The 24,728-nt window shown below is 63.1% G+C and carries 22 protein-coding genes; 10 read left to right on the forward strand and 12 right to left on the reverse strand.

The genetic code is table 11. The annotated features are described in order from the left end of the window. Positions 1-79 precede the first annotated feature (79 nt). Positions 80-883 (forward strand): sulfite exporter TauE/SafE family protein, encoded by an 804-nt coding sequence (locus PO883_RS28985; RefSeq protein ID WP_289312854.1) that lies wholly within the window; start codon positions 80-82, stop codon positions 881-883. Here the strand turns inward: PO883_RS28985 and lgt are convergent. After that, positions 834-1,670 (reverse strand): prolipoprotein diacylglyceryl transferase, encoded by an 837-nt coding sequence (gene lgt / locus PO883_RS28990; RefSeq protein ID WP_289312855.1) that lies wholly within the window; start codon positions 1,668-1,670, stop codon positions 834-836. The genes PO883_RS28985 and lgt overlap by 50 nt on opposite strands. Continuing rightward, on the reverse strand, positions 1,648-2,565 hold the full coding sequence (locus PO883_RS28995; RefSeq protein ID WP_167085873.1) for a LysR substrate-binding domain-containing protein: 918 nt from the start codon (positions 2,563-2,565) through the stop codon (positions 1,648-1,650). The genes lgt and PO883_RS28995 overlap by 23 nt, the downstream gene beginning before the upstream one ends. Before the next feature lie 175 nt (positions 2,566-2,740). Between PO883_RS28995 and ilvD the strand changes: the two genes are divergently transcribed. Next, entirely contained in the window at positions 2,741-4,426 is a 1,686-nt protein-coding gene (gene ilvD, locus PO883_RS29000; protein WP_289312856.1) for a dihydroxy-acid dehydratase, read from the forward strand. A gap of 159 nt (positions 4,427-4,585) precedes the next feature. Here ilvD and PO883_RS29005 read toward each other — a convergent pair whose 3' ends face one another. Further along, on the reverse strand, positions 4,586-4,816 hold the full coding sequence (locus tag PO883_RS29005; RefSeq protein ID WP_167085875.1) for a TIGR04438 family Trp-rich protein: 231 nt from the start codon (positions 4,814-4,816) through the stop codon (positions 4,586-4,588). Positions 4,817-5,001: 185 nt separating this feature from the next. On the opposite strand from PO883_RS29005, the gene PO883_RS29010 reads away from it, so the two are divergent. Beyond that, a complete protein-coding gene (locus PO883_RS29010) occupies positions 5,002-5,310 on the forward strand; it encodes a c-type cytochrome (protein WP_289312867.1) in 309 nt (102 codons plus the stop codon). Positions 5,311-5,389: 79 nt separating this feature from the next. Here PO883_RS29010 and PO883_RS29015 read toward each other — a convergent pair whose 3' ends face one another. The 6 genes from PO883_RS29015 to folD all read right to left on the reverse strand — a co-directional run bounded on the left by PO883_RS29015 (position 5,390) and on the right by folD (position 11,211). Then, a complete protein-coding gene (locus PO883_RS29015) occupies positions 5,390-6,535 on the reverse strand; it encodes a branched-chain amino acid ABC transporter substrate-binding protein (RefSeq protein ID WP_167085876.1) in 1,146 nt (381 codons plus the stop codon). Between the two features lie 244 nt (positions 6,536-6,779). After that, on the reverse strand, positions 6,780-7,142 hold the full coding sequence (locus PO883_RS29020; protein WP_167085877.1) for a hypothetical protein: 363 nt from the start codon (positions 7,140-7,142) through the stop codon (positions 6,780-6,782). After that, complete coding sequence (locus PO883_RS29025; protein WP_167085878.1) at positions 7,139-7,564, reverse strand: DNA polymerase III subunit chi; 426 nt, start codon at positions 7,562-7,564, stop codon at positions 7,139-7,141. Before PO883_RS29025 ends, PO883_RS29020 begins: the two co-directional genes overlap by 4 nt. A gap of 8 nt (positions 7,565-7,572) precedes the next feature. Next, complete coding sequence (locus PO883_RS29030; protein WP_167085879.1) at positions 7,573-8,196, reverse strand: glutaredoxin family protein; 624 nt, start codon at positions 8,194-8,196, stop codon at positions 7,573-7,575. Between the two features lie 26 nt (positions 8,197-8,222). Continuing rightward, the gene (locus PO883_RS29035) at positions 8,223-10,307 is read right to left on the reverse strand and encodes a M3 family metallopeptidase (RefSeq protein WP_289312857.1); all 2,085 of its coding nucleotides are present in this window, start codon (positions 10,305-10,307) and stop codon (positions 8,223-8,225) included. A 58-nt stretch (positions 10,308-10,365) separates the two neighbouring features. Further along, positions 10,366-11,211, reverse strand: coding sequence for a bifunctional methylenetetrahydrofolate dehydrogenase/methenyltetrahydrofolate cyclohydrolase FolD (gene folD / locus PO883_RS29040; protein WP_289312858.1), 846 nt, complete (start codon positions 11,209-11,211; stop codon positions 10,366-10,368). 288 nt (positions 11,212-11,499) lie between these two features. On the opposite strand from folD, the gene aceE reads away from it, so the two are divergent. The 3 genes from aceE (at position 11,500) to lpdA (ending at position 17,493) form a co-directional block, all read left to right on the forward strand. Then, positions 11,500-14,196, forward strand: coding sequence for a pyruvate dehydrogenase (acetyl-transferring), homodimeric type (aceE, locus tag PO883_RS29045; protein WP_289312859.1), 2,697 nt, complete (start codon positions 11,500-11,502; stop codon positions 14,194-14,196). Between the two features lie 131 nt (positions 14,197-14,327). Then, the gene (gene aceF / locus PO883_RS29050) at positions 14,328-15,659 is read left to right on the forward strand and encodes a dihydrolipoyllysine-residue acetyltransferase (protein WP_289312860.1); all 1,332 of its coding nucleotides are present in this window, start codon (positions 14,328-14,330) and stop codon (positions 15,657-15,659) included. 13 nt (positions 15,660-15,672) lie between these two features. After that, positions 15,673-17,493, forward strand: coding sequence for a dihydrolipoyl dehydrogenase (gene lpdA / locus PO883_RS29055; RefSeq protein ID WP_289312861.1), 1,821 nt, complete (start codon positions 15,673-15,675; stop codon positions 17,491-17,493). Between the two features lie 88 nt (positions 17,494-17,581). On the opposite strand, the gene PO883_RS29060 is transcribed toward lpdA, so the two are convergent. After that, positions 17,582-17,767, reverse strand: a complete 186-nt coding sequence (locus PO883_RS29060; RefSeq protein WP_099875462.1) for a hypothetical protein — start codon at positions 17,765-17,767, stop codon at positions 17,582-17,584. Between the two features lie 86 nt (positions 17,768-17,853). Next, positions 17,854-18,516: a TetR/AcrR family transcriptional regulator gene (locus PO883_RS29065; protein WP_289312862.1), complete on the reverse strand. Its 663-nt coding sequence runs from the start codon at positions 18,514-18,516 to the stop codon at positions 17,854-17,856. Between the two features lie 109 nt (positions 18,517-18,625). On the opposite strand from PO883_RS29065, the gene PO883_RS29070 reads away from it, so the two are divergent. From PO883_RS29070 to PO883_RS29080, 3 genes are read left to right on the forward strand one after another with little or no spacing between them, the layout of a single operon-like run. Then, positions 18,626-19,786: an HlyD family secretion protein gene (locus PO883_RS29070; RefSeq protein ID WP_167085885.1), complete on the forward strand. Its 1,161-nt coding sequence runs from the start codon at positions 18,626-18,628 to the stop codon at positions 19,784-19,786. 9 nt (positions 19,787-19,795) lie between these two features. Then, positions 19,796-21,403: a DHA2 family efflux MFS transporter permease subunit gene (locus PO883_RS29075; protein WP_289312863.1), complete on the forward strand. Its 1,608-nt coding sequence runs from the start codon at positions 19,796-19,798 to the stop codon at positions 21,401-21,403. Between the two features lie 16 nt (positions 21,404-21,419). After that, positions 21,420-22,859, forward strand: coding sequence for an efflux transporter outer membrane subunit (locus PO883_RS29080; RefSeq protein ID WP_289312864.1), 1,440 nt, complete (start codon positions 21,420-21,422; stop codon positions 22,857-22,859). A 29-nt stretch (positions 22,860-22,888) separates the two neighbouring features. On the opposite strand, the gene PO883_RS29085 is transcribed toward PO883_RS29080, so the two are convergent. Further along, positions 22,889-23,773, reverse strand: coding sequence for a LysR family transcriptional regulator (locus PO883_RS29085; protein ID WP_289312865.1), 885 nt, complete (start codon positions 23,771-23,773; stop codon positions 22,889-22,891). Positions 23,774-23,887: 114 nt separating this feature from the next. On the opposite strand from PO883_RS29085, the gene PO883_RS29090 reads away from it, so the two are divergent. Further along, positions 23,888-24,487: a short chain dehydrogenase gene (locus PO883_RS29090; protein ID WP_289312866.1), complete on the forward strand. Its 600-nt coding sequence runs from the start codon at positions 23,888-23,890 to the stop codon at positions 24,485-24,487. The last annotated feature ends 241 nt before the right edge of the window (positions 24,488-24,728 follow it).

Raw genomic sequence — 24,728 nt, forward strand, 5'->3', positions numbered from 1 at the left:
TTGCTACATAACAGCAAGCTTTACCGACTGCGCGCATGACGACTGTAACTGCAATCACGGCCATCCCAGCGGGAGGCCGATGGACTGGAGCCTGATCCTGATCCTGCTGGCGATGGGCGCCGCCGGCGGCTTTGCGGCCGGCTTGCTGGGCATCGGCGGCGGCATGGTGCTGGTGCCCTTCATCACCATGATCTTCACCGCCAAGCACTTCCCGCCGGACGTGGTGGTGCACATGGCGATTGCCACCTCGCTCGCCACCATCATGTTCACCTCGCTGTCCTCGGTGCGCGCGCATCATGCGCATGGCGCCGTGCTGTGGCCGATCGTCAAGCTGCTCACGCCCGGCATCGTGCTCGGCTCCTGGATCGGTCCGTGGCTGGGCAAGCAGCTCGACACCACCGCGCTGGCGCTGGTGTTCGCCCTGTTCGTGGCGTTCTCGGCCACGCAGCTGCTGATCGGCGGCAAACCGGCGGGAGCGCGCGAGTTGCCCGGGGCGCCCGGCATGTGTGCCGCCGGCGGCGCCATCGGCGTGGTCTCGGGCGTGGTGGGGGCGGGCGGCGGCTTCATGTCGGTGCCGTTCATGACCTGGTGTAACGTCAAGATCCATAACGCCGTGGCCACCAGCGCCGCGCTGGGCTTTCCGATCGCGCTGTCGGGCACCCTGTCGAATATCTGGTTCGGCTGGCACCAGGCCGGCCTGCCGCCGTACTCGCTCGGCTATATCTACGTGCCCGCGCTGGCCGTGATCGCCGCCGCCAGCGTGGTGTTCGCGCCGCTGGGCGCGCGCGCCGCGCACCGCATGCCGGTGCGGCAGTTAAAGCGCATCTTCGCCGCTATTCTGTATGCGCTGGCTGCGTATATGCTGTGGAAGGCGTTTCACTGACGCGCTGGCGGTAAGCCCAGGCCAGTATCGCCGCGCCGCCGATGATCATCGGCAGCGACAGCATCTGTCCCGACGTGACCGGCAAGCCGGCCACGCTGATCTGCCAGTCCGGCACGCGGAAATATTCCGTGAAGAAGCGCGCGCAGCCGTACAGCAAGGTGAACATGGCGCCCACCGCCAGCCGCGGCCGGTCCTTGCGCGCATAGATCCACAGCAGCACGAATACCAGCAGCCCATCGACGATCATCTGGTACAGCGGCGACGGATGGCGCGGACCCTGCACGCCGGGCCACAGCATGGCCCACGGCAGGCTGGCGTCGGCCACGCGGCCCGGCAGTTCGGCGTTGATGAAGTTGCCCATGCGTCCGGCCGCGTAGCCGAGCGGCACCAGCGGCGCGATGAAATCGTAGGCGTCGAGCAGATTGCGCTTGGCCTTGCGCGCCCACAGCGCCATGGCCACCAGCACCCCGATGAAGCCGCCGTGGAAGGACATGCCGCCCTGCCAGATCTTGAAGATGGCCGCCGGATCGGCCATGAAGCGGGCCGGCTGGTAAAACAGCACTTCGCCCAAGCGCCCGCCGATGATCACCCCGAGCATGCCGTAGAACAGCATGTCGTCCAGGTCTTCTTTTTTCCAGCCGCGCGCGGCGATGTGGGGCTGCTTGATGCGCACGCGCCCGAGCGCGAGGAACATGGCGAACGCCAGCACATACATCAGCCCGTACCAGTGCACGTGCAGCGGGCCGAGCGAAAAGGCGACGGGGTCAGGCATCGGGTGGGTCAGCATCAGTATTTTTCCTCAGTAAATCCAAAAAACCCTGCAAGACGGGCGAGACGGCGTCGCGCCGCCAGGCCAGCCCGGTTTCCACCTGCGGCGCCGCGTCGCGCAGGGCCCGGTATTCTACGCCGGGCCGCATCAGATTGGACACCGATTGTGGCACAAGTGCCATCCCCATGCCGGCCGACACCAGGCTGACGATGGTTTGCATCTGGATCGCTTCCTGCCCGATCTCGGGGGTGACGCCGGCCGCGCGAAAGCAGGCCAGGATGGCATCGTGCAGGGCCGGGGCGATCGGGCGCGGAAAGATAATCAGCGGCAGCGGCGCCAGTTCCGCCAGCGATACCGGCGCATCGCCGCCGGTGCCCGCCAGGCCGGCCGGCAAGGCGGCGATCAGCGGCTCGGTCAGCACCTTGAGGTAATCGAGTTCCAGGCGCGCCTTGTCCGGCAGCGGCGGGATCAGGAGGCCGGCATCGATGCGCCCATGCAGCAGCTCGTCGATCTGTACGTCCGAGGTGGCTTCCTGCAGCGCGATGCGCACTTGCGGAAAGGCCGCGCGGTAGCTGCGCAGGAAGGGCGGCAGCACGCTGTAATCGGCCGAGGACACGAACGCCAGCGACAGCCGGCCCGCTTCGCCGCCGGCCGCGCGCCGCACCAGCGCGGGCAAGGCGGCGCTGGCGGCCAGGATGCGGCGCGCTTCCGGCAGCAGGGCCTGGCCGGCCGGGGTCAGCTCGACGGCGCGGCGGCTGCGCGCGAACAGCGGCGCGCCGAGCAATTCTTCGAGGCCCTGGATGGTTTGCGACAGCGGCGGCTGGGTCATGTGCAGGCGCAGCGCGGCCTTGCCGAAGTGAAGTTCTTCAGCGACGGCGACAAAATAGCGCAATTGGCGCAATTCCAGGTTCATCGATATGCTTTTCCATGTGAATAAGGTGTTGTGATATGTGTTGCGACTCACAGCAATGCAAATGATATATTTGACGCGCGCCCGGGGGCAAGGCATTCTTGCCGCTATCAGATCAAACTCAGATCAAACTCAGATCAAACTCAGATCAAACTCAGATCATCACCGGAGTGAAGCCATGTCAGACCAGCCACGCTACAACCGTCGTTCCCGCAACATCACCGAAGGCGTCTCGCGCAGCCCGAACCGCTCGATGTATTACGCCATGGGCTATGAAACCGAGGATTTCGACAAGCCGATGATCGGCATCGCCAACGGCCACTCGACCATCACGCCATGCAACTCGGGCCTGCAGAAGCTGGCCGACATCGCCATTTCGACCATCAAGGGCGCCGGTGCCAATCCGCAGGTGTTCGGCACGCCGACCATTTCCGACGGCATGTCGATGGGCACCGAAGGCATGAAATATTCGCTCATCTCGCGCGAAGTCATCGCTGACTGCATCGAAACGGCCGTCAACGGCCAGTGGATGGATGGCGTGGTCGTGATCGGCGGCTGCGACAAGAACATGCCGGGCGGAATGATCGCCCTGGCGCGCACCAATGTGCCGGGTATTTATGTGTACGGCGGCACCATCAAACCGGGCAACTGGAAGGGCAAGGACCTGACCATCGTCTCGGCCTTCGAGGCGGTGGGCGAATTCACGGCCGGGCGCATGTCGAAGGAAGACTTCGACGGCATCGAGCGCAACGCCTGCCCCTCGTCCGGTTCCTGCGGCGGCATGTACACGGCCAACACCATGTCGTCCTCGTTCGAGGCGCTGGGGATGGGCTTGCTGTACTCGTCGACCATGGCCAATCCGGACGACGAAAAGGTCGGCTCGGCCGCCGAATCGGCGCGCGTGCTGGTCGAAGCGGTGAAAAAGGATTTGAAGCCGCGCGACATCATCACCCGCAAATCGATCGAGAACGCCGTCTCGCTGATCATGGCGACCGGCGGTTCGACCAACGCCGTGCTGCACTACCTGGCGATTGCCCATGCGGCCGAAGTCGAATGGACCATCGACGATTTCGAGCGCGTGCGCCAGAAGGTGCCGGTCATCTGCAACCTCAAGCCGTCCGGGCAGTACGTGGCGACCGACCTGCACAAGGCGGGCGGTATTCCGCAAGTGCTCAAGCTGCTGCTCGACGCCGGCCTGCTGCACGGCGACTGCATGACGATCACCGGCCGCACGATGGCCGAAGAACTGGCAGAGATCCCGTCGGTACCGGACCCGAAGCAGGATGTTATCCGCACCATCGACAAGGCGCTGTATCAGCAGGGGCACCTGGCCATCCTCAAGGGCAATCTGTCGCCGGAAGGCTGCGTGGCCAAGATTACCGGGCTGAAGAATCCAGTGATCACCGGTCCGGCGCGCGTGTTCAACGACGAGTACACGGCCATGGATGCGATCCTGGCGGACGGCATCAAGGCGGGCGACGTGCTGGTGATGCGTTACCTGGGACCGAAGGGTGGTCCGGGCATGCCGGAAATGCTGGCGCCGACCGCTGCGCTGATCGGCAAGGGCTTGGGCGAATCGGTGGGCTTGATTACCGACGGCCGTTTTTCGGGCGGGACCTGGGGCATGGTGGTGGGGCACGTGGCGCCGGAAGCCTTCGATGGCGGCACCATTGCGCTGGTGGAAGAGGGCGATTCGGTGACCATCGATGCGCATCAGCAACTTATCCAGCTGAACGTGAGCGATGAAGAGATTGCGCGCCGCCGCGCCAATTGGGTCAAGCCGGCGCCGAGATATACCCGTGGGGTGCTGGCCAAGTTCGCGGCCTTGGCATCGTCTGCCAGCAAGGGGGCTGTGACGGGGTAAGTCAAGGACAGGTCGCGGAACCGTCACATCAAAAACCGTCACCCCCGCGCGGGGGCGACGGTTTTTAGGTCATCGGTTTTCGATCACTTGCCCAGACAGGGCCGCCTTGGCGCGGGGGCGACGGTTTTCTAGGCCACGTCCGCCGACGCCGCAATACATTTACTTCTTGTTCGCCTTCTCAAACGCTTCTTTCACGCGTGCCTTGCGCCGTGCCTCATCCACGTTGTGGGCTTTTTTCTTGTCCAGGCCAAAAATCTTTTCGACGAACTCGAACCAGATGAAGGCGGCGAACATCAAACCGATCACCCACCACCACGACAACTCGGCAAACCGCCAGACTTCGAAATAGCGCAGGCCCACAAGCGCTGCAATTAATAGTATCAGTGGCATGGCAAACTCCTTTTCATACGCATATCTTACAAACAATTGCCCCCGAGGGGCAGTAAAATCGTGTCGCTGGGCAAATAGCTGGGTCAACCATCCACAGGCTTGACCCGTTATAGAACGTGTCACCGCCCATTCGTATTGCGGAAACGCGGTAAAATTGCATTCAGTTGTTCACCCTGGAGAAATACATGAAACGGTCCCTGATGTTGTTCACGGTGTTGTCGGCGCTGGCTTCGTCGAGCGCCATGGCAAACGCCGATTTGGCAAAAGCAAAAAATTGTATGGCGTGCCACGCTGTGGCGACCAAGCTGGTCGGACCTGCGTACAAGGACGTTGCGGCAAAGTATGCCGGCCAGAAGGATGCTGAAACCAAGCTGGTGGGCAAAGTCCTGAAGGGTGGTTCCGGCGCCTGGGGCGCGGTACCGATGCCAGCCAATCCGCAAGTGAGCGAGGCCGAAGCGCACACGCTGATCAAATGGGTCCTGGCCCAGAAATAAACCCTGCTTTCTCAATAAAAAACGCGCTTGCAGCGCGTTTTTTTATGCCGGGCCGCGGCCTACGCCGCAGCCCGCGTGATTACTTGATGACCGACATTTTGGTCTTCTTGCCGCCCTTGAAGGTGAACATGGTCAGCGCGCCATCCTTGATGTCGCCCTTGTCGTCGAACTGAATCAGGCCGGTCACGCCCTGGTGCTTGATCTTGCGCAGTTCAGGCAGGTATTTGGCCGGCTCCGCCGACTTGGCGTTTTGCATCGCCGCCGCCATGACCATCACCGCGTCGTACACATACGGCGAGTACAGCTGCACGTCGGCATTGTTGAAGCGTTTTTTGTAGCGCGCCACAAAGTCGGCCATCGATTTTTCTTGCTCGCCGGTCACGCCGCCCGCTTCGGCGCAGGTCACATTGCCTTCGCCTACGCCATCACCAGCCAGGCGCACCAGCGATTCGGTGCAAATCCCGTCGCCGCCCATGAATTTGGCGGTGATGCCCAGCGCCTTCATTTGCTTGAGCATCGGTCCGCCGACCGCATCCATGCCGCCGAAGAAAATCAGGTCCGGCTTCTTGCCCTTGAGCGAGGTCAGGATGGCGGTAAAGTCGGTGGCGGTGGCACTGGTGAATTCCTTGCCGACGACCTTGATCGCAGGATTTTTTTCCTTGGCGCCCTTGAGGAACTCGGTGGCCACACCCTGGCCGTAGGCCGAGCGGTCATCGATGACGGCAATATTGGTGGCCTTCAGGGTATCGACCGCGTAGCGGCCCAGGGTGCCGCCGAGCTTGTTGTCGTTGGCGACCACGCGGAAGGCCGACTTGAAGCCTTGCTTGGTGTACTCGGGAATCGTGGAGGACGGGGAGATCTGGGGAATGCCCGCGTTATGGTAAATCCGCGAGGCCGGTACGGTGGTGCCCGAATTGAGGTGGCCGATCACGCCCTGCACCTTGGCGTCGACCAGCTTCTGCGCCACGGCCGTGCCCTGCTTGGGATCGGCGCCGTCATCTTCCAGCACCAGTTCCAGCTTGACCTTCTTGCCGTTGATCATGAAGCCCTTGGCATTCAATTCTTCCACGGCCATCTTGGCGCCGTTCTCGTTATCCTTGCCCAAGTGCGCACTGGCGCCCGAGATCGGCGCAACGTGGCCGATCTTGACGACGTCCTGGGCGCTGGCGCTGGTGGCAAATGCCATGGCGATAGCGAGTGGAATGAGTTTGGTCGTGAACTGCATGTGCATTCTCCATTGGATTGAAAACAGACAGCGCTGTGGCGCCGTTTCGAAAATTTTGTGTAGGGCAAAAGGTACAACAATTTAAATGCTTCGCAAAGCCGATTGTCAAAATTTAAGCAACAAATGATGGCATCTCACCCTAAACGCGCGTGCAGGCGTTGCGTGCACGCCGGTGTGCGCCGGATTGCCGCTGTTTTGTAAGCAAATGAAAGGCCCTGCCCGGGAGGGCAGGCCGGGGGCGACGCTACTGCTGGCTCTGCAGATGGCTCAGTTCCTGGGCGACCGCACGCACCACGATGCTCTCGATGGTGTCTTGCAGGCCGATGCGCAGCTCGGCCGCCAGTCCGGCCACGGCATGCTGGAGTACCTGTTCCAGGCTGTCGCGCAGGCGCTGTTCGAGCACGAAGTCGACTCTTCCCTGGATTTGCTGGAGGATGCGCCCGGACAGGCGGCGTTCGAGCGCCGCCCATTCCGGATCGCTCCAGTCCGCCAGCAGGGGTTCTTGCGCCGCCGCTTGCGCGCCAGGATCGGCTTGCGCCTCGCCCTGGTCGGAAAACAGTTCCGTCAGCACGGGAATATTCGGGTCGAACGGACGAGCCTGGGTCATGACTGGCCTGCGACGAAGTGGGTCAATGGATAGGATTGCTGCTTGTAGGCGACGTAGCGCTTGCGCCCGGCGGCAGCGTCGCTGTCATCGGTGGAAATGATTTCAAACACGCGCTGGAAACGCCCGAGCTGGGCCGGCGTGGCCCGCGTCAGGTTCACCAGCATGTCGTAATGCGGCAGCTCGGCATCGTCCCGGTCGGTGATGATGATGGGCGTGTGCGCGGCCAGCGGGTCGCCGGCCATCACATGCGGCAGGAAATCGGTTTCCGACAAGGTCCACAGGGCCGCGTCCAGCGCCGCCGCCTGCGCCGCATCCTCGGCCAGCAGCACCACTTTGGCGCGGCTGGCATAGGCCTTGCGCGCCAGCCGGCAGGCGTAGCTCAGCTTGTCCGGGATGTTGGTATGGAAATCGATGCGCGTCATCGGCGTGCTCAGAACACGAAGCCGGGCGGGGAAGTCTTTTCCTGCGGCTGCGGCGGACGTTCGGAATCCTGGGCTGCCTTGGTCTTTTCATCGACTTTCGGCAGCACCGGTTCCGGTGGTGCTGCCGGGGTCGGTTTTGGGAACTGGTACGTTGGCGGCAGGATTTTCTTTTCCGGATAGGACGCCTCGGTCAGCATGGTATTCCATGCGCCGGCTTCAAAACCGGTCGACTTGGCGCGGCCAATCTTGATGAACGGCAGGCGGCCATCGCTGCCAGCTTCCTTGAGCTTGGCTTCGTCGGCCTGGGTTTGCACGGTTTTCTCGGCAAACGGAACGCCGCGCTCTTTCAGGAAGGTGCGGGCCTGGTCGCAAAAATCGCACTTGGCGCGCGTGTAGAGCACCACCGGCTGCGAGCGCACGGCCTGCGCCAGCGCATACGGCAGCGGCACGCTGGCCGCGCCGCCGGCGCCAGCCTTGATTTCCACCGGCTTGGTGTTGGCCGGCGGCGGCTGGTCGCTGAAGGTGACCTTGCCCGACGCATCGACCCATTTGTACATCTGCTGTGCACTGGCGCCGCCCGCGCACAGCAGCAGTGCCATCATCGTGCCAGTCATCATTTTTGTTGCTGTCATTACAATTCTCCTGCTGGCACGGTCTTTCAGGACTGCATGCCGCTGTGGCGCAACAGCGCATCGATACTGGGCTCGCGGCCGCGGAAGGCCTTGAACGATTCGAGCGCGGGGCGCGAACCGCCGACGGCCAGTATCTCTTGCTGGAAGCGTTTACCGGTTTCTTCGGACAGGGCTCCGCCGCCCGCCTCGACCGCTTCTTCAAAGGCGGCGTAAGCGTCGGCAGATAATACTTCAGCCCACTTGTAGCTATAGTAACCGGCGGCGTACCCTCCGGCAAAAATATGTCCGAAAGAGTGTTGGAAACGGTTAAATGCAGGCGGCATCATGACCGAAAATTTCTGGCGCACGTCGTTGATCAATTCCTGCACGGTTTGCGCGCTGGCCGGATCGAAATCGTAGTGCAGGTGCATGTCGACCAGCGAAAACTCCACCTGGCGCAGGGTTTGCAGGCCGGACTGGAAGTTCTTGGCGGCCAGCATCTTGTCGTACAGTGGGCGCGGCAGCGGCTCGCCCGTTTTCACGTGGGCGGTCATGTGCTGCAGCACCTCCCATTCCCAGCAAAAGTTTTCCATGAATTGCGATGGCAGCTCGACCGCATCCCACTCCACGCCGGAAATGCCGGAGACGGCAATTTCATCGACCTGGGTCAGCATATGATGCAAACCGTGGCCAAATTCGTGGAACAGGGTGGTCACTTCGTCGTGCGTGAACAGCGAGGGCTGCAACTGGCCGTCGACCGTGGCCGGCGGCGTGAAGTTGCAGGTCAGGTAGGCCACCGGCGTTTGCACGGTGCCGCCGGTATGCAGGCGGCGTCCGCGGGCGTCGTCCATCCAGGCGCCGCCGCCCTTGCCGCTGCGCGCATACAGGTCGAGGTAGAACTGGCCGACCAGGGTGCCCTCGCGCTCGATGCGGAAAAAGCGCACGTCCGGATGCCAGACGGCGGCCGTGTCGGGCTTGATCTCGACCGAGAACAGGCTTTGCACCAGGCGGAACAGGCCATCGACGACTTGTGGCTCGGGGAAGTATTCCTTCACTTCCTGGGCCGAGAAGGCATAGCGGCGCTCGCGCAGTTTTTCCGACGCGTAAGCCAGGTCCCAGGCTTCGACCTGGTCGATGCCCAGCTCGTCCTTGGCGAAGGCGCGCAGTTCGGCCAGGTCTTGCTCGGCGAACGGACGCGCGCGGCGTGCCAGGTCTTCCAGGAATTCGATCACGTGCTCGGGACTCTGGGCCATCTTGGGCACCAGCGAGACTTCGGCGAAATTGCGATAGTCGAGCAACTTGGCTTCTTCATCGCGCAATGTCAGCAAACTGGCGATATTGCCGCTGTTATCCCATTTTTCGAGCTCGCTGAACACGGTGCCCAGTTCCGACGCCTTGGTGGCGCTGGCGCGGTAGATCGTTTCGCGCAGTTCGCGCTTGTCGGCAAATTGCAGGATCGGGAAGTAAGACGGGAAGTGCAGCGTGAACTGCCAGCCGGCCTTGCCATCCTTCTCGGCGGCGGCGCGCGCGGCCTGCTTGACATCGTCGGGGAGGCCGGCCAGGTCGGCCTCGGCCTCGACCATCAGCTTGTAGTCGTTGGTGGCGTCGAGCACGTTTTCCGAAAAACGGGTCGAGATGCTGGCGTGCTGTTCCTGGATGGACGCGAAGCGCTCTTTTTTCGACTCGGGCAGTTCGGCGCCGCCCAGGCGGAAGTCGCGCAGGGCGTTTTCGACGATGCGCTTGCGCGCCGGCGACAGGCTGTCAAAGGCGCCGCTGGCGTGGATCGCCTTGTATTTGGCGAACAGGGCTTCGTTCTGGGCCAGCGCGGTCCAGAATTCGGTCACTTTCGGCTGGTTATCGTTGTAGGTGGCGCGCAGTTCGGGCGTGTCCATCACATTATTGAGGTGGCTGACCACGCCCCAGGCGCGGCCCAGCTGTTCGGTCGCTTCTTCGAGCGGGATGACAAAGTTGTCCCACGTCACGTTGTCGGCGGGCGCTTCGAGCTCGGCCACGACCGCGCTCGCATGCGCGATCAGCTGGTCGATGGCCGGCGTCACGTGCTCCGGCTTGATGTCGTTAAAACGTGGCAGGTCGCTGAAATCGAGCAGGGGATTGCTGGTATCGGTCGTCATCGTGTTTTCCTCATGTCGTTTTCAATTAAATTGTCAGGCGCGTCGGCAAGCTGCGGGTTCAGCCGCGCTCGGCCGCTTCGACCGTGTTCATCAGCAGCATGGTAATCGTCATCGGTCCCACGCCGCCCGGCACGGGAGTGATGTGCGAAGCCACTTCGCGCACCGCTGCGGTATCGACATCGCCACACAGTTTGCCGTTATCGTCGCGGTTCATGCCCACATCGATCACGATCGCACCGGGTTTGACCATGTCGACGGTGAGCGTGTTGCGGCGTCCCACGGCGGCCACGACCACGTCGGCCTGGCGCGTGTGGTAAGCCAGGTCCGGGGTCGCACTATGGCATATGGTAACGGTAGCGTTGGCTTGCAAGAGCAGCAGGGCCATTGGCTTGCCGACCGTGTTGCTGCGGCCGATGACGACCGCATGCTTGCCGCGCAGGTCGTAGCCGGTGCTTTCGATCAGTTTCATGCAGCCGTACGGGGTGCACGGGCGGAAACCCGGCAGGCCGGTCATCAGTTCGCCGGCGCTGAGCACCGAGTAGCCGTCCACGTCTTTGGTGGTCGAGATCGCCTCGATGACCTTGTTCGGGTTGATGTGCTTCGGCAGCGGCATCTGCACCAGGATGCCGTGGATGGCCGGATCGGCATTCAGGCTGGCGATGCGGTCCAGCAAGGCGGCTTCGGTCAGGTCGGCATCGTACTTTTCCAGGATCGAATGAAAGCCCACGTCCGCGCACGCCTTGACCTTGTTGCGCACATACACGTGGCTGGCCGGATCTTCCCCCACCAGGATTACCGCCAACCCAGGCTGCTTGCCTTTGGCGGTCAGGACACCGGCGCGCTGCTTGATTTCTGCGCGTAATTGTTGGGAGAGGAGAACACCATCGATCAGTTGAGCGGACATGATTTTTAGCCGGAGGGAAGAGTGGGGGAGAAAGGCGAGATTATAAAGCCCCTGCTGCTATCGCGTGCCCCAAATCCCTGGAACTCCCCATACTATTGCATTGAAAGAAAGATGAACTTTACGTTCACGTCAAGTCATATTTCACAATATGAAACGATATATCGCAATTTGAAAAAGCGGAAAACTACTGTTAGAATTGCTCCACTAAATTTGGGTATTGGTAAATAATCAGCAAAACGTCCGCCGTTGATCTCGATCGGGTAGGGCACTAACAAAGGAGACGCATCAATGTCAGCTCAACTCGACCAGTTGACGGCAGCAGCCGCCAACGATCCCGACACGCTCGAAACCAAGGAGTGGCTCGACGCGCTCGAAGCCGTCATTGAAAATGAAGGCACCGACCGCGCCCACTACCTGATGGAACGCATGGTCGACCTGGCCCGCCGCCGCGGCGCCCACATCCCGTTTTCCAGCAACACCGCCTACGTCAACACCATTCCCACCCACCTTGAAGAACACTGCCCCGGTAACCTGGAGTACGAAGAGCGCCTGCGCTCGTGGATGCGCTGGAACGCGATGGCGATGGTAGTCAAGGCCAACCGCGCCGACGGCGACCTGGGTGGCCACATTTCGAGCTTCGCCTCGCTGGCGAACATGCTCGGCATCGGCTTCAATCACTTCTGGCGTGCCCCGACCGCCGACCATGGCGGCGACCTGCTGTACCTGCAAGGCCACTCCTCGCCTGGCATCTACGCGCGCGCCTTCCTGGAAGGGCGCCTGTCGGAAGACCAGATGCTCAATTTCCGCCGCGAAGTCGACGGCAAGGGCCTGTCCTCGTATCCGCACCCGAAACTGATGCCGACCTTCTGGCAGTTCCCGACCGTCTCGATGGGCCTGGGCCCGCTGATGGCGATCTACCAGGCGCGCTTCCTGAAGTACCTGCACGCGCGCTCGATCGCCGACACCTCCAACCGCAAGGTCTGGGTGTTCTGCGGCGACGGCGAGATGGACGAGCCGGAATCGATGGGCGCGATCGGCATGGCCGCGCGCGAGCGCCTCGACAACCTGGTGATGGTCGTCAACTGCAACCTGCAGCGCCTTGACGGCCCTGTGCGCGGCAACGGCAAGATCATCCAGGAACTCGAAGCGGACTTCCGCGGCGCCGGCTGGAACGTGGTCAAGGTCATCTGGGGCCCGGGCTGGGACGCCCTGCTGGCCAAGGACAAGGAAGGCATCCTGCAGCGCGTGATGATGGAAACCGTCGACGGCGAATACCAGAACTACAAGGCCAAGGACGGCGCCTACGTGCGCAAGAACTTCTTCGGCAAGCATCCGAAGCTGCTGGAAATGGTCGCCAACATGACCGACGACGATATCTGGCGCCTGACCCGTGGTGGCCACGATCCGCACAAGATCTACGCCGCCTTCAAGATCGCGCAAGAAAACAAGGGTACCCCGACCGTCCTGCTGGTGAAAACCGTCAAGGGCTTCGGCATGGGCAAGTCCGGCGAAGCGCGCAACACCGCGCACCAGACCAAGAAGCTCGACGACGAAGCGATCCGCGAAATGCGCGACCGCTTTGCGATCCCGATCCCGGACGACAAGCTGGCCGAGATCCCGTTCTTCAAGCCGGCCGACGATGCGCCGGAAATGGTCTACCTGCACAAGCGCCGCGAACTGCTGGGCGGCTACCTGCCGCAGCGCCGTCCGCAAGCGGCCGAATCGCTGCCGGTGCCTGCGCTGTCGGCGTTCCAGAACGTCCTGGACGCGACCGCTGAAGGCCGCGAGATCTCGACCACGCAAAGTTTTGTCCGTATCATTTCGACCCTGCTGCGCGACCCGAACCTGGGCCAGCGTATCGTGCCGATCCTGGTCGACGAATCGCGTACCTTCGGCATGGAAGGGCTGTTCCGCCAGATCGGCATCTTCAATCAGCAGGGCCAGTTGTACGAGCCGGTTGATAAAGACCAGGTCATGTACTACCGCGAAGACAAGGCCGGCCAGATTCTGCAGGAAGGCATCAACGAAGCGGGCGGCATGAGCTCGTGGATCGCCGCGGCGACCTCGTACTCGACCAACAACCGGATCATGATCCCGTTCTACACCTTCTACTCGATGTTCGGCATGCAGCGCATCGGCGACCTGGCGTGGGCGGCGGGCGACATGCGCGCACGCGGCTTCCTGATGGGCGGCACCGCCGGCCGCACGACCTTGAACGGCGAAGGCTTGCAGCACGAAGATGGCCACAGCCACGTGATGGCGGCGACCATTCCTAACTGCCTGCCGTACGATCCGACCTTCGCACACGAAGTCGCGGTCATCGTCCAGGACGGCCTGCGCCGCATGGTGGCGGAACAGGAAGACGTGTTCTACTACATCACGCTGATGAACGAGAACTACGAGCAGCCTGGCCTCACGCCTGGCACGGAAGCGGGCATCCTGAAAGGCATGTACCTCTTGCAAGCGGGCAACGCCTCTGCCGCCCAGCGCGTGCAGCTGATTGGTTCGGGTACCATTTTGCGCGAATCGATCTTTGCGGCCGAACTGCTGCAAAAGGACTTCGGCATTGCGGCCGATGTGTGGTCGGCGCCGTCGCTGACGCTGATCGCCCGTGACGGCCAGGATGCGGAGCGCTGGAGCATGGTCCACCCGCTTGAGGCGCCACGCCTGCCGTATGTCACGCAGCTGATGGAAAAGACCAGCGGTCCGATCATCGCCACGACCGACTACATGCGCCTGTTCGCTGAACAGATCCGCGCGTTCATGCCGAAGGGCCGCACCTACAAAGTGCTCGGTACCGATGGTTTCGGCCGTTCCGACAGCCGCGTCAAGCTGCGCGAGTTCTTTGAGGTGAACCGTTACTACATCGTGGTGGCGGCGCTCAAATCGCTGGCCGACGAAGGCGTGATTGCCACTTCGGTGGTGGCTGAGGCGATTGCCAAGTACGGCATCAATCCTGATAAGCCGAATCCGGTGACCCAGTAACTTTGCCACGGTCTCGTCGCTCCCGCGCAGGCGGGAGCCCATAGCACCTTCGCCGCATCGGCGTGGTATGGGCTCCTGCCGGCGCGGGAGCGAGGTGATGCGACTAAACGAATAAGAACGGAGTAAACGCTATGAGCATTGTGGAAGTCAAAGTCCCGGACATCGGCGACTTCAAGGAAGTCGAAGTCATCGAACTGATGGTCAAGCCGGGCGACACCATCAAGGTCGACCAGTCGCTGATCACGGTCGAATCCGACAAGGCCAGCATGGAGATCCCGTCCAGCCACGCAGGCGTGGTCAAGGAACTCAAGATCAAAGTCGGTGACAAGGTCGCCGAAGGCGCGCTGCTGCTGATTCTCGAAAGCGATGACGCGGCTACCGCACCGGCAGCCGCACCTGCCGCCGCCGCAGCAGCACCAGCAGCAGCGCAAACAGCCGCTCCGGCACCTGCCGCCGCACCAGCCGCAGCTCCGGCACCGGTCGCAGCCCCTGCACCAGCCGCCGCAGCCGCACCAGCCCAATCGAACGCCAAGGCCCACGCCTCGCCATCGATCCGCAAGTTCGCGCGCGAACTCGGCGTCGACCTGCTGCGCGTCGCCGGCAGCGGACCGAAAGGCCGCATCACCCAGCAAGACGTGCAGAACTTCGTCAAGGGCGTGCTCGCGAGCGAGTCGCCTGGCAACGGCAGCAAGGCGTCCGGCGGCGGCTCCGGCGTGGGTCTCGACCTGCTGCCATGGCCATCGCTCGACTTCAGCAAATTCGGCCCGACCGAACTGTTGCCGCTGTCGCGCATCAAGAAAATCAGCGGCCCGAACCTGCACCGCAACTGGGTGATGATCCCGCACGTGACGCAGTTCGACGAATCCGACGTAACCGACCTCGAACAGTTCCGCGTCGACTCGAACGCCGCGCTGGCCAAGTCCAAGTCGACCGTCAAGCTGACCATGCTCGCTTTCGTGATCAAGGCCAGCGTCGCCGCGCTCAAGAAATACCCGGCGTTCAACGCATCGATCGACGCCACCGGCGCCAACCTGATTCTCAAGCAGTACTACAACATCGGCTTCGCGGCCGACACCCCGAACGGCCTGATGGTCCCGGTCATCAAGGACGCCGACAAGAAATCGATCTCGCAGATCGCCGTCGAAATGGGCGAGCTGTCGGCCCAGGCGCGCGACGGCAAGCTCAGTCCCGCCAACATGCAGGGCGCGACCTTCACCATCTCGTCGCTTGGCGGCATTGGCGGCACGGCCTTCACGCCGATCATCAACGCACCGGAAGTGGCGATCCTTGGCCTGTCCAAGTCGTCCATGAAGCCGGTGTGGGACGGCGCGGCATTCCAGCCACGCCTGATGCTGCCGCTGTCGCTGTCCTACGACCACCGCGTGATCGACGGTGCCATGGCCGCGCGCTTCACCGCATATCTGGCCGAAGTCATTGCCGATCTGCGCAAGACCTTGTTATAAGGACGACACAGCGATGAGCACAATCGAGGTAAAAGTACCGAATATCGGCGACTTCAAGGAAGTTGAAGTCATTGAAGTGATGATCAAGGTGGGCGACACGATCAAGGTCGACCAGTCCCTGATCACTGTCGAATCCGACAAGGCCAGCATGGAAATCCCGGCCAGCCACGCCGGCGTGGTCAAGGAAATCAAGGTCAAGGTGGGCGACAAGATCGCCGAAGGCTCGATGCTGCTGGTGCTGGACGAAGCCGGTGGCGCAGCGGCGGCTCCTGCCGCTGCCGCTCCCGCTCCCGCAGCAGTCGTACCGGCAGCGTCCGACCGGGCCGACCGGGCAGAATCGCAGGCGTCCGCGCCTGCGGCAGCAGTCGCCGCTGCCCCTGCGCCGGCCATGGCCAAGTACGACGGCAAGGTCGACATCGAATGCGAGATGATGGTGCTGGGCGCAGGTCCGGGTGGCTATTCGGCCGCGTTCCGTTCGGCCGATTTGGGCATGAACACGGTGCTGATCGAGCGCTACGCGTCGCTCGGCGGCGTGTGCCTGAACGTGGGCTGTATTCCATCGAAAGCGCTGCTGCACGTGGCTGCCGTGATCGATGAAACGCAAGCCATGTCCAAGCACGGCATCAGCTTCGCCAAGCCGGAAGTCGACATCGACCAGCTGCGCGCCTACAAGGACAAGGTCATCACCAAGATGACCACGGGCCTGGCCGGCATGGCCAAGATGCGCAAGGTCAATGTGGTGCAGGGCGTCGGCCAGTTCGTCAGCGCCAACCACATTGAAGTGACCGCCGCCGACGGCAGCAAGAAGGTAGTCCAGTTCCAGAAGGCGATCATCGCCGCCGGATCGGCTGTCGTCAACCTGCCGTTCGTGCCGAAAGATCCGCGCATCGTCGATTCGACCGGCGCGCTGGAACTGCGCCAGATCCCGAAACGCATGCTGGTCATCGGCGGCGGCATCATCGGCCTGGAAATGGCCACCGTCTACTCGACCCTCGGTGCGCGCATCGATGTCGTCGAAATGCTCGATGGCCTGATGCAGGGCGCCGACCGCGACATGGTCAAGGTCTGGCAGAAGTTCAACGAGAAGCGCTTCGACAAGGTCATGACCAAGACCAGGACGGTGGCCGTGGAAGCGCTGGAAGAGGGCATCAAGGTCTCGTTTGAAGCGGCGGAAGCCGGCGTGACCGCACCCGAGCCGCAGATCTACGACATGGTACTGGTTGCCGTCGGCCGCAGCCCGAACGGCGGCAAGATCGCCGCCGACAAGGCTGGCGTGACGGTTACCGACCGCGGTTTCATTCCGGTCGATGCGCAGATGCGCACCAACGTGCCGCATATCTTCGCCATCGGCGACCTGGTGGGCCAGCCGATGCTGGCGCACAAGGCGGTGCATGAAGCGCACGTTGCTGCCGAAGCGGCGCATGGCGAGAAGGCCTTCTTCGACGTCAAGGTGATCCCGTCGGTGGCCTATACCGATCCGGAAGTGGCATGGGTCGGCATTACCGAAGACGAGGCGAAAGCCAAGGGCATCAAGCTGGAGAAGGGGCACTTCCCGTGGGCCGCGAGCGGCCGCGCGGTTGCCAATGGCCGCGACGAGGGCTTCACCAAGCTGCTGTTCGACGCCGAGACGCACCGGATTGTCGGTGGCGGCATCGTCGGCACGCATGCGGGCGACATGATCGGTGAAATCGCGCTGGCGATCGAGATGGGTGCCGATGGCGTCGATATCGGCAAGACGATTCACCCGCATCCAACGCTGGGCGAATCGATCGGCATGGCGGCGGAAGTGTATGAAGGCGTGTGCACGGACTTGCCTCCGGTGCGCAGGAAGTAAGAGCAGGAATAGAAAAAGCCCCGTTCACGCTATGCGTCAACGGGGCTTTTTTTGTCGGGAACGACGGTTTTTGGTTTAGCGATATCTCTTAGTGAAAACTCACCCACCGCGCAGGAATCTCAATATTCCCCGAGCGCGCGGCAGCCGCATACGCGTGCATCTCCGCGACCACCGCTTCGAGTTGTTCCATATTCGGGTTTTCCAGAAAACCCTTCATCCGTTCATTCAGTGACGCTTGCTGGTCATGCCATTCGTAGCGAGCAGACTTGCTCATACATCCTCCTTGAAAGATTCAACTTTGCCAGAAATGATGCACCACTTCGGTGCGATGACGCACATTCTCCCTGGCACACGCAGCGCTCAAGGCGCTTGCAGAACGCTGCGATAAAACAGATCCAGGCGCTGCTCCAGTGCCTTCACCACATCTTCGCGTGCCTGCGGCGCCGGTTGAAACAAAAACCGCCCGAAGTATTCGCCCTGCACGCAGTTCAGCAAAAACGTCGGAATCAATTCCAGCGCCAGATCCTCGCGCAGCTGGACCCGGATATCCGGCCGTGCGAAATAACGCATCAGCATCTCGCGCGTCTGGCGCGGACCGGCTTCGTAAAACGATGCCGACAATTCCGGATTCGACGCTGCTTCCGCGATCACCATGCGCTGCATGCTTAACGCTTCCGGCGCGCTGATCATGTCGAAAAACTGCAGGCTGAATTCGGAGACGACCTGCTTGAGCGGACGCATGTCGCGCTCCACCTCGCTGGCGGTAAAAAAGCGGCTGCGGTTGGCCATCAGCACCGCCTGGAACAAGCCCGCCTTGCCGCCGAACTTGACGTAAATCGTACGCACCGCCACGTGGGCTTCGCGCGCAATGGTTTCCAGGCTGACCTTGCCATAGCCATGCTTGAGCATCAACTGGCCGGCGGTCTCGATCAGATTGTTGTGGCGCGCTTCGAGTTCGCAAGTGCGCGGCCGGCCCGCCGATTTGGCGGCCGGTAAAGGTGGGGCAGGGATGGCTGTCATCATGCCGCTACTCTAATTCAAACGAAAATGAAATGCAACCGTTTCATTTCTTGACTTGGCGAAATGCTTAGTGAATAATGACCCTACCCCATTTCATTATCGGAGCAGTACCATGTCGCAAGCACAAGCCAAGGCCGAGCCACAAGCCCTCGCCGCCGTTCCACCCGTCCAGGCGCCCGCCTCGACCCCGCCCAACTGGCGCGTGCGCGGCATTCTGGCCTTGATCGCCCTGCTGGCGATCGGCGGCGGTGGCCGCATGTGGTACCGCAGCACCCATTTCGTCGAAACCGAGAACGCCTATGTATCCGGCCACGTGCACCCGGTATCGGCCCGCATTGCCGGCGTGGTGACCAAGGTGCTGGTGGAAGACAACCAGAGCGTCAAGGCCGGCGACGTGATCGCCGAACTCGATCCGGCCGACCAGCGCGTCAAGGTCGAACAGATCCAGGCGCAGATCGCCAGCGCCCAGCAGCAGGTGCTGCAGGCCGACGCCCAAGTCGAACAGGTGCGCGCGCAGGCTGCCGCCGCCTCGGCCCAGGTGCTGCAATCGGAAGCGCAGCTGCTGCGCGCCAAGCAGGATGCCGAGCGTTTCGGCCAGTTGTACACCTCGCAGATGAAAGCCGTCTCGAAAGCCGAACTCGATGCCGCCAACGCCGGCCGCGCCGGTGCCGTGGCCGACGTGTCGGCACGGCGCGGCACCGTGGTCGCGGCCCAGGCCCAGATCACCGCCGCCGGCGCCGCGCGCGATGTCGTCAAGGCCCAGATCAAGGTCCTGCAAACCCAGTTGAAGGACGCCCAGCAGCAGCTGGCCTACAACCGCATCGTCGCGCCGGTCGACGGCCGCCTGGGCCGCCGCAGCGTGGAAGTGGGCGCGCGCGTCCAGCCAGGCCAGCAGCTCGCCGCCATCGTGCAGGACGACGTCTGGATTACCGCCAATTTCAAGGAAACCCAGTTGGCCGGCCTTCAGCCCGGCCAGTCGGTCCATGTGGTGATCGACGCCATGCCGAAGCATCCGCTGGTCGGCCGCATCGACAGCTTCTCGCCGGCGTCGGGCAACCAGTTCGCGCTGCTGCCGGCCGATAACGCCACCGGAAACTTCACCAAGATCGTCCAGCGCGTGCCGGTCAAGATCGTATTGCGTGCCGAAGACGTCAAGGCCCTGCAAGGCCGCCTGGTGCCGGGCATGTCGGCACTGGCCGAAGTCGAACTCGATCAAGCCGTCCCCGCCACCAAGACCGCGACTGCCCCAGCCGCCGCCCCCGCAGCCCACTAAGCATATTTCATGAGCAGCCCGACCAACACCATGACCGCCGGGGCAATGGCGGCAGCGCCGCCGATCTCCGAAAAGGTCGACCTGCGCACCTGGATCGCCGTCGCCGCCGGCATGCTGGGCGCCTTCATGGCGATCCTGGACATCCAGATCACCAATGCCTCGCTCAGGGACATCCTGGGCACCCTCTCGGCCACCCAGGAAGAGGGTTCGTGGATTTCCACCGCCTACCTGTGCGCCGAAATCGTCGTCATCCCGATGACCGCGCTGCTGGCGCGCGTGTTCGGCATGCGCACGTACATGATGGGCACCACCGCGCTGTTCCTGGTGTTCTCGACCCTGTGCGGCACCGCCTGGAACCTGGAAAGCATGATCGTATTCCGCGCGCTGCAGGGCTTTACCGGCGGCGCCCTGATTCCCATGGCGATGACCCTGGTCATGGCCAAGCTGCCGGCCTCGCGCCGTTCGATCGGCATGGCCATTTTCGGCTTGACCGCGACCCTGGCGCCGGCCATGGGCCCGACCCTGGGCGGCTTCCTGTCCGAAATCTACGGCTGGCCATCGATCTTCTATATCAACTGGGTGCCCGGACTGCTGCTGATCGGCGGCATCTGGTGGGGCCTGGACCGCAGCCCCAGCGACCTGCGCCTGCTGGTCAAGGCCGACTGGCTCGGCATCGCCATGATGGCCATGGGCCTTGGCTGCCTGACCATCTTCCTCGAAGAGGGCAATTCGAAGGACTGGTTCGATTCCAACTTCATCATCCTGTTCGCGGCCCTGTCGCTGATTGGCCTGGTGGGGTGGGCCGCCACCAGCCTGACGCGCCCCGATCCGTTCGTGAACCTGCGCCTGTACGGCCAGCGCAACTTCATCGTCGCCACCATTCTGTCGGCGGTGATCGGCATGGGTCTGTACGGTTCCTCGTTCCTGCTGCCGCTGTACCTGGGCCAGATCGCCGGCTACACCCCGATGCAGATCGGTGAAGTCATCATGTGGGCCGGCCTGCCGCAACTGTTCATCATGCCGTTTGCCGCCGCGCTGTCGTCCAAGGTCGACAACCGCATCCTGTGCTCGATCGGCCTGACCCTGTTTGGAATTTCGTGCCTGATGAATTCGCACATGGATGCGAGCACCGGGTACGACCAGCTGTTCTGGTCTCAGGTCGTGCGCGCCCTGGGCCAGCCTTTCATCATGCTGACCTTGTCGAGCTTCGCGATGCATAAAATCGCCCCGGCCGATACTTCGTCGGCATCGAGCCTGTTCAACATGACGCGTAACCTGGGCGGCTCGATCGGCATCGCCATGCTGGCCACCACGCTCACCAACCGCGAGCACTTCCACTCGGCGATCATCGGCCAGTCGGTCACCGCCATGTCGGCCCCGGTCCAGCAACGCCTGGACCAGCTGACCCAGGCGTTTGTCGCCAGCGGCATCGATCCCGCCACCGCCGCCAACCAGGCGCTGTCGGTGATCGACCGCGTGGTGCGGCGCGAAGCCTATGTCATGGCCTATAACGATGGCTTTGTCATCATGGCCGTATTCCTGTTCGCTTGCGTCGGCGCGCTGCTGTTCGCCGACAACGTCAAAGCCCCGTCCGGTCCCGGCGCGGGCGCTCATTAAAGTAGGGAGAATCACCTTGAAGCCACTGATCCTGTGCGCGCTGCTGGCGCTGTCCGGCTGTGCCACCATCGGCACCGATTTCGTCGAACCTGTCGCCTCGGCCGGCCCGGCCTGGCGTCACGCCGGCGCCGATAACCTGGCCGCGGCGCGCCTGCCGGCGAGCTGGTGGACCGTGTTCGGCGACGCCACCCTGAACGACCTTGAGCAGCGCGCCGTGCGCGACAACCCGGGCGTGAAAGCGTCCGCGCAGCGATTGCTGCAAGCGCAGGCGCAAATGGGCAACCTGCGCGCGGCGCTGTCGCCGAGCGTGAACCTGAGCACCTCGGTGAGCAATGCGCGCAGTTCGGCCGAGACCTCGCAGGGCCTGGCCCTGGGGCACCGCTCGATCGAAGGGAATAACTATTTCATCGGCGGTTCGCTCTCGTATGAGCTGGACCTGTGGGGCCGCGTCAAGCGCGTGGTGGAAGCGGCCGACGCCCAGGCCCTGGCCGCCCAGGACGACCGCGATGGCGTGATCTTGCTGCTGTCGGCGCAAGTGGCCAGCACTTACTGGCAGCTGCGCGGCATGGATGCCGAAATGGCGATCCTTAAAAACGCACTGGCGACGCGCGGCGAATCGCAGCAGCTGGTCGAAGCGCGCTTCGATGCGGGCCTGACCAACGAACTCGATGTGTCGCGTGCCCGCGTCGAGCGTGCCAACGCCGAAGCGGACCTGCACGAAGTGCAGCGTCAGCGCAACCTGCTCGAACACAGCCTGGCCACCCTGGTGGGCGTGTCGCCGTCGTCGCCGCTGATCGCCGCCGCCGCCAAGGTGGACTTGCCGGCGCCGCCGGCCATTCCGGTCGGCCTGCCGGCCAGCCTGCTGTCGCAGCGGCCGGACCTGGCGTCGAGCGTGGCGGCCCTGCGTGCGGCCAATGCGCAGGTGGCGGTGTCGGAAGGCGCGTTCTATCCCTCGCTAACCCTGACCGGCAATTTCGGTTTTGCTTCCGAAAGCCTGAGCAATCTGACCAATAGCGGCGCGCGCCAGTTTTCCATCGGCCCGCTGGCCTTGTCGCTGCCGATCTTCGATGGTGGCCGCAACAAAGCCAATCTGGCGATGTCGCAGGCACGCTACGCCGAGGCGCGCGCCAATCATGAAACGAAGCTGCTGACGGCCTTGCGCGAAGTGGAAGATGCGCTGTCGGACGTGCAGCAGCGCCAGCGCCAGGGCGAAGTGCAGGCCCAGTCGCAGCAGGCCGCCGCACGCGCTTACCTGGTGGCGCAGGCGCGCTACGAGCGTGGCCTGTCGACCTACCTGGACGTGACCGATGCCCAGCGCAGCTCACTCAATGCCGACCGCGCAGCCGCGCAAATCCGCACCCAGCGCCTGCTGGCCAGCGTGGCGGTGGCGCGTTCGCTCGGCGGCGGCTGGTCCCAGCAAGCAGCCGAGGCGACCATCGCCCAGGCCTCGCGTTAAGGCTTACCCGCTGTAGTGCGCTCGCCGCACTACAGCGGGCCGAAGTGCCCCAGCAGAAAATCGACGAACGTAGTCAGTTTCGGCGTGGCCTGGCGGTCGCGCGGATACATGATGTGCATCGTGCGCGGCGCCGGAATATGCGCCTCCAGCAGCGACACCAGCCGTCCGGCGGCCACTTCCTGCTCCAGCATTACCTCCGCCTGCATCACAATCCCGAAGCCCGCCAGCGCCGCCTGTTTCAGCGCCTGTCCATTATTGGACCGGAACCGGCTGGCGCGCGCCGGTGCGCCGCCGTCATCGTCCCCCAGGCGCCAGCGCACCAGTTTTTTCCAGTGCATGAAGTCCAGGCACTCGTGCTGCGCCAGGTCGGCCGGCACGCGCGGTTCGCCATGGCGCGCGAGGTAACCGGGCGAGGCGCAGATCAGCATGCGGTAAGGGCGCAGGCGGCGCGCGATCATGCCCGAATCATCCAGGTCGCCGATGCGGATGGCGGCGTCATAGCCATCGTCGGCCACGTCGACCAGGCGGTCGTTCAACTCCAGATCGAGACTTACTTCCGGATGCTGCGCCAGGTAGCGTGGCAGCAGCGGCGAGAGCGACTCGCTGCCGAAGGTGACGGGCGCGCTGATGCGCAGGCGCCCGCGCGGGGCGAGCCGCATCGCTTCCGCGCCCGATTCGGCGGCGCGCACCTGCGCCAGGATGCTGCGGCACTGCTCCACATACTGTTCGCCGATTTCGGTCAGGCTCTGGCGCCGCGTGGTGCGCGCGAGCAGGCGCGCGCCCAGGCGCTCTTCCAGGAAGCGGATGTGCTTGCCGACCATCACGGCCGACATATCGAAGCGCGCGGCGGCGGCGGTGAAGCTGCCATCGTCCACCACCGCCGTGAAAATCTCCATGCTGCGCAGCTTGTCCATTGATTCCGAATTATGAGTGAGTAATATCCGTCATGTTAGCGTATTTATCTCGATTGCTAACGGGAAGATACTGATGGCTCGAATTCTTCGTTTCTCAACTTATAGGAAGTAGCTATGAAAATCATCGTGATCGGCGCCAGCGGCACCATCGGCAAGGCAGTTTCTTCCCATCTGGCCGTGCGCCACGAGATCGTGACCGTGGGTGCCAACAGCGGCGACGTGCGCGCCGATATCCGCGACATCGCCCAGGTGCGGCATCTGTTCGAGCAAACCGGCAAGGTCGACGCCGTGGTGGTGGCCGCCGGCGCCGTGCATTTCGGACCGCTGGCCGAGCTGGGACCGGAGCAGTTTCAGGTCGGCATTGCCAGCAAATTGATGGGGCAGGTGAATGTGGCGCAGGTGGCGCCGGCGTTTTTGAATGACGGCGGATCGATTACCCTGATCAGCGGGATCGTGGCCGAGCACCCGATCCGGTTTGGCGCCTCGGCCAGCATGGTCAATAACGCCGTGGAGGGGTTTGTGCGTGGCGCCGCCATCGAGCTGCCGCGCGGCTTGCGTATCAATGCCATCAGCCCGACGGTGCTGGAAGAATCGCTCGATGCGTATGGCCCGTATTTTTACGGATTCGAGGCGGTGCCGGCCAGCCGCGTGGCGCTGGCGTACAGCCGCAGCGTGGAGGGGGCGCAGACGGGGCAGGTGTACCGGGTGTGGTAAGCCGGCCCGCTTGTTGGCGCCGGTAACAAGGCGGATAATGGCTCGCCACCGCATCCGCCCGAAGGCCTCGCATGCTCCCCGATTGCTATGTTTGCAGCAGCTGTCATGAACGATTCGATTTCAAATTTCGTGAGGCGTACTATTACGTGGGCGCGGCGCCGCTGGACAAGCAAATCGCCGATGCCGATCTGCTGTGGGTCAATCTGCGTCCGGCGTGGTGCAAGGATTGCGAGTGCGTGTG

This window comes from Massilia sp. DJPM01 (assembly GCF_030348125.1).
GTDB lineage: Bacteria > Pseudomonadota > Gammaproteobacteria > Burkholderiales > Burkholderiaceae_D > Telluria_A > Telluria_A frigida.

Excerpts from the sequence above, each read along its gene's own strand:
- PO883_RS29090 (WP_289312866.1), top strand. The coding sequence starts at position 23,888 with ATGAAAATCATCGTGATCGGCGCCAGCGGCACCATCGGCAAGGCAGTT.
- PO883_RS29035 (WP_289312857.1), bottom strand. The coding sequence starts at position 10,307 with ATGACGACCGATACCAGCAATCCCCTGCTCGATTTCAGCGACCTGCCA.
- aceF (WP_289312860.1), top strand. The coding sequence starts at position 14,328 with ATGAGCATTGTGGAAGTCAAAGTCCCGGACATCGGCGACTTCAAGGAA.
- PO883_RS29065 (WP_289312862.1), bottom strand. The coding sequence starts at position 18,516 with ATGATGACAGCCATCCCTGCCCCACCTTTACCGGCCGCCAAATCGGCG.
- PO883_RS29070 (WP_167085885.1), top strand. The coding sequence starts at position 18,626 with ATGTCGCAAGCACAAGCCAAGGCCGAGCCACAAGCCCTCGCCGCCGTT.
- aceE (WP_289312859.1), top strand. The coding sequence starts at position 11,500 with ATGTCAGCTCAACTCGACCAGTTGACGGCAGCAGCCGCCAACGATCCC.
- PO883_RS29015 (WP_167085876.1), bottom strand. The coding sequence starts at position 6,535 with ATGCAGTTCACGACCAAACTCATTCCACTCGCTATCGCCATGGCATTT.
- PO883_RS29030 (WP_167085879.1), bottom strand. The coding sequence starts at position 8,196 with ATGACAGCAACAAAAATGATGACTGGCACGATGATGGCACTGCTGCTG.
- PO883_RS29075 (WP_289312863.1), top strand. The coding sequence starts at position 19,796 with ATGAGCAGCCCGACCAACACCATGACCGCCGGGGCAATGGCGGCAGCG.
- folD (WP_289312858.1), bottom strand. The coding sequence starts at position 11,211 with ATGTCCGCTCAACTGATCGATGGTGTTCTCCTCTCCCAACAATTACGC.
- PO883_RS29085 (WP_289312865.1), bottom strand. The coding sequence starts at position 23,773 with ATGGACAAGCTGCGCAGCATGGAGATTTTCACGGCGGTGGTGGACGAT.
- ilvD (WP_289312856.1), top strand. The coding sequence starts at position 2,741 with ATGTCAGACCAGCCACGCTACAACCGTCGTTCCCGCAACATCACCGAA.
- PO883_RS29025 (WP_167085878.1), bottom strand. The coding sequence starts at position 7,564 with ATGACGCGCATCGATTTCCATACCAACATCCCGGACAAGCTGAGCTAC.
- PO883_RS28985 (WP_289312854.1), top strand. The coding sequence starts at position 80 with ATGGACTGGAGCCTGATCCTGATCCTGCTGGCGATGGGCGCCGCCGGC.
- lpdA (WP_289312861.1), top strand. The coding sequence starts at position 15,673 with ATGAGCACAATCGAGGTAAAAGTACCGAATATCGGCGACTTCAAGGAA.
- lgt (WP_289312855.1), bottom strand. The coding sequence starts at position 1,670 with ATGCTGACCCACCCGATGCCTGACCCCGTCGCCTTTTCGCTCGGCCCG.
- PO883_RS29020 (WP_167085877.1), bottom strand. The coding sequence starts at position 7,142 with ATGACCCAGGCTCGTCCGTTCGACCCGAATATTCCCGTGCTGACGGAA.
- PO883_RS29060 (WP_099875462.1), bottom strand. The coding sequence starts at position 17,767 with ATGAGCAAGTCTGCTCGCTACGAATGGCATGACCAGCAAGCGTCACTG.
- PO883_RS29005 (WP_167085875.1), bottom strand. The coding sequence starts at position 4,816 with ATGCCACTGATACTATTAATTGCAGCGCTTGTGGGCCTGCGCTATTTC.
- PO883_RS29010 (WP_289312867.1), top strand. The coding sequence starts at position 5,002 with ATGAAACGGTCCCTGATGTTGTTCACGGTGTTGTCGGCGCTGGCTTCG.
- PO883_RS28995 (WP_167085873.1), bottom strand. The coding sequence starts at position 2,565 with ATGAACCTGGAATTGCGCCAATTGCGCTATTTTGTCGCCGTCGCTGAA.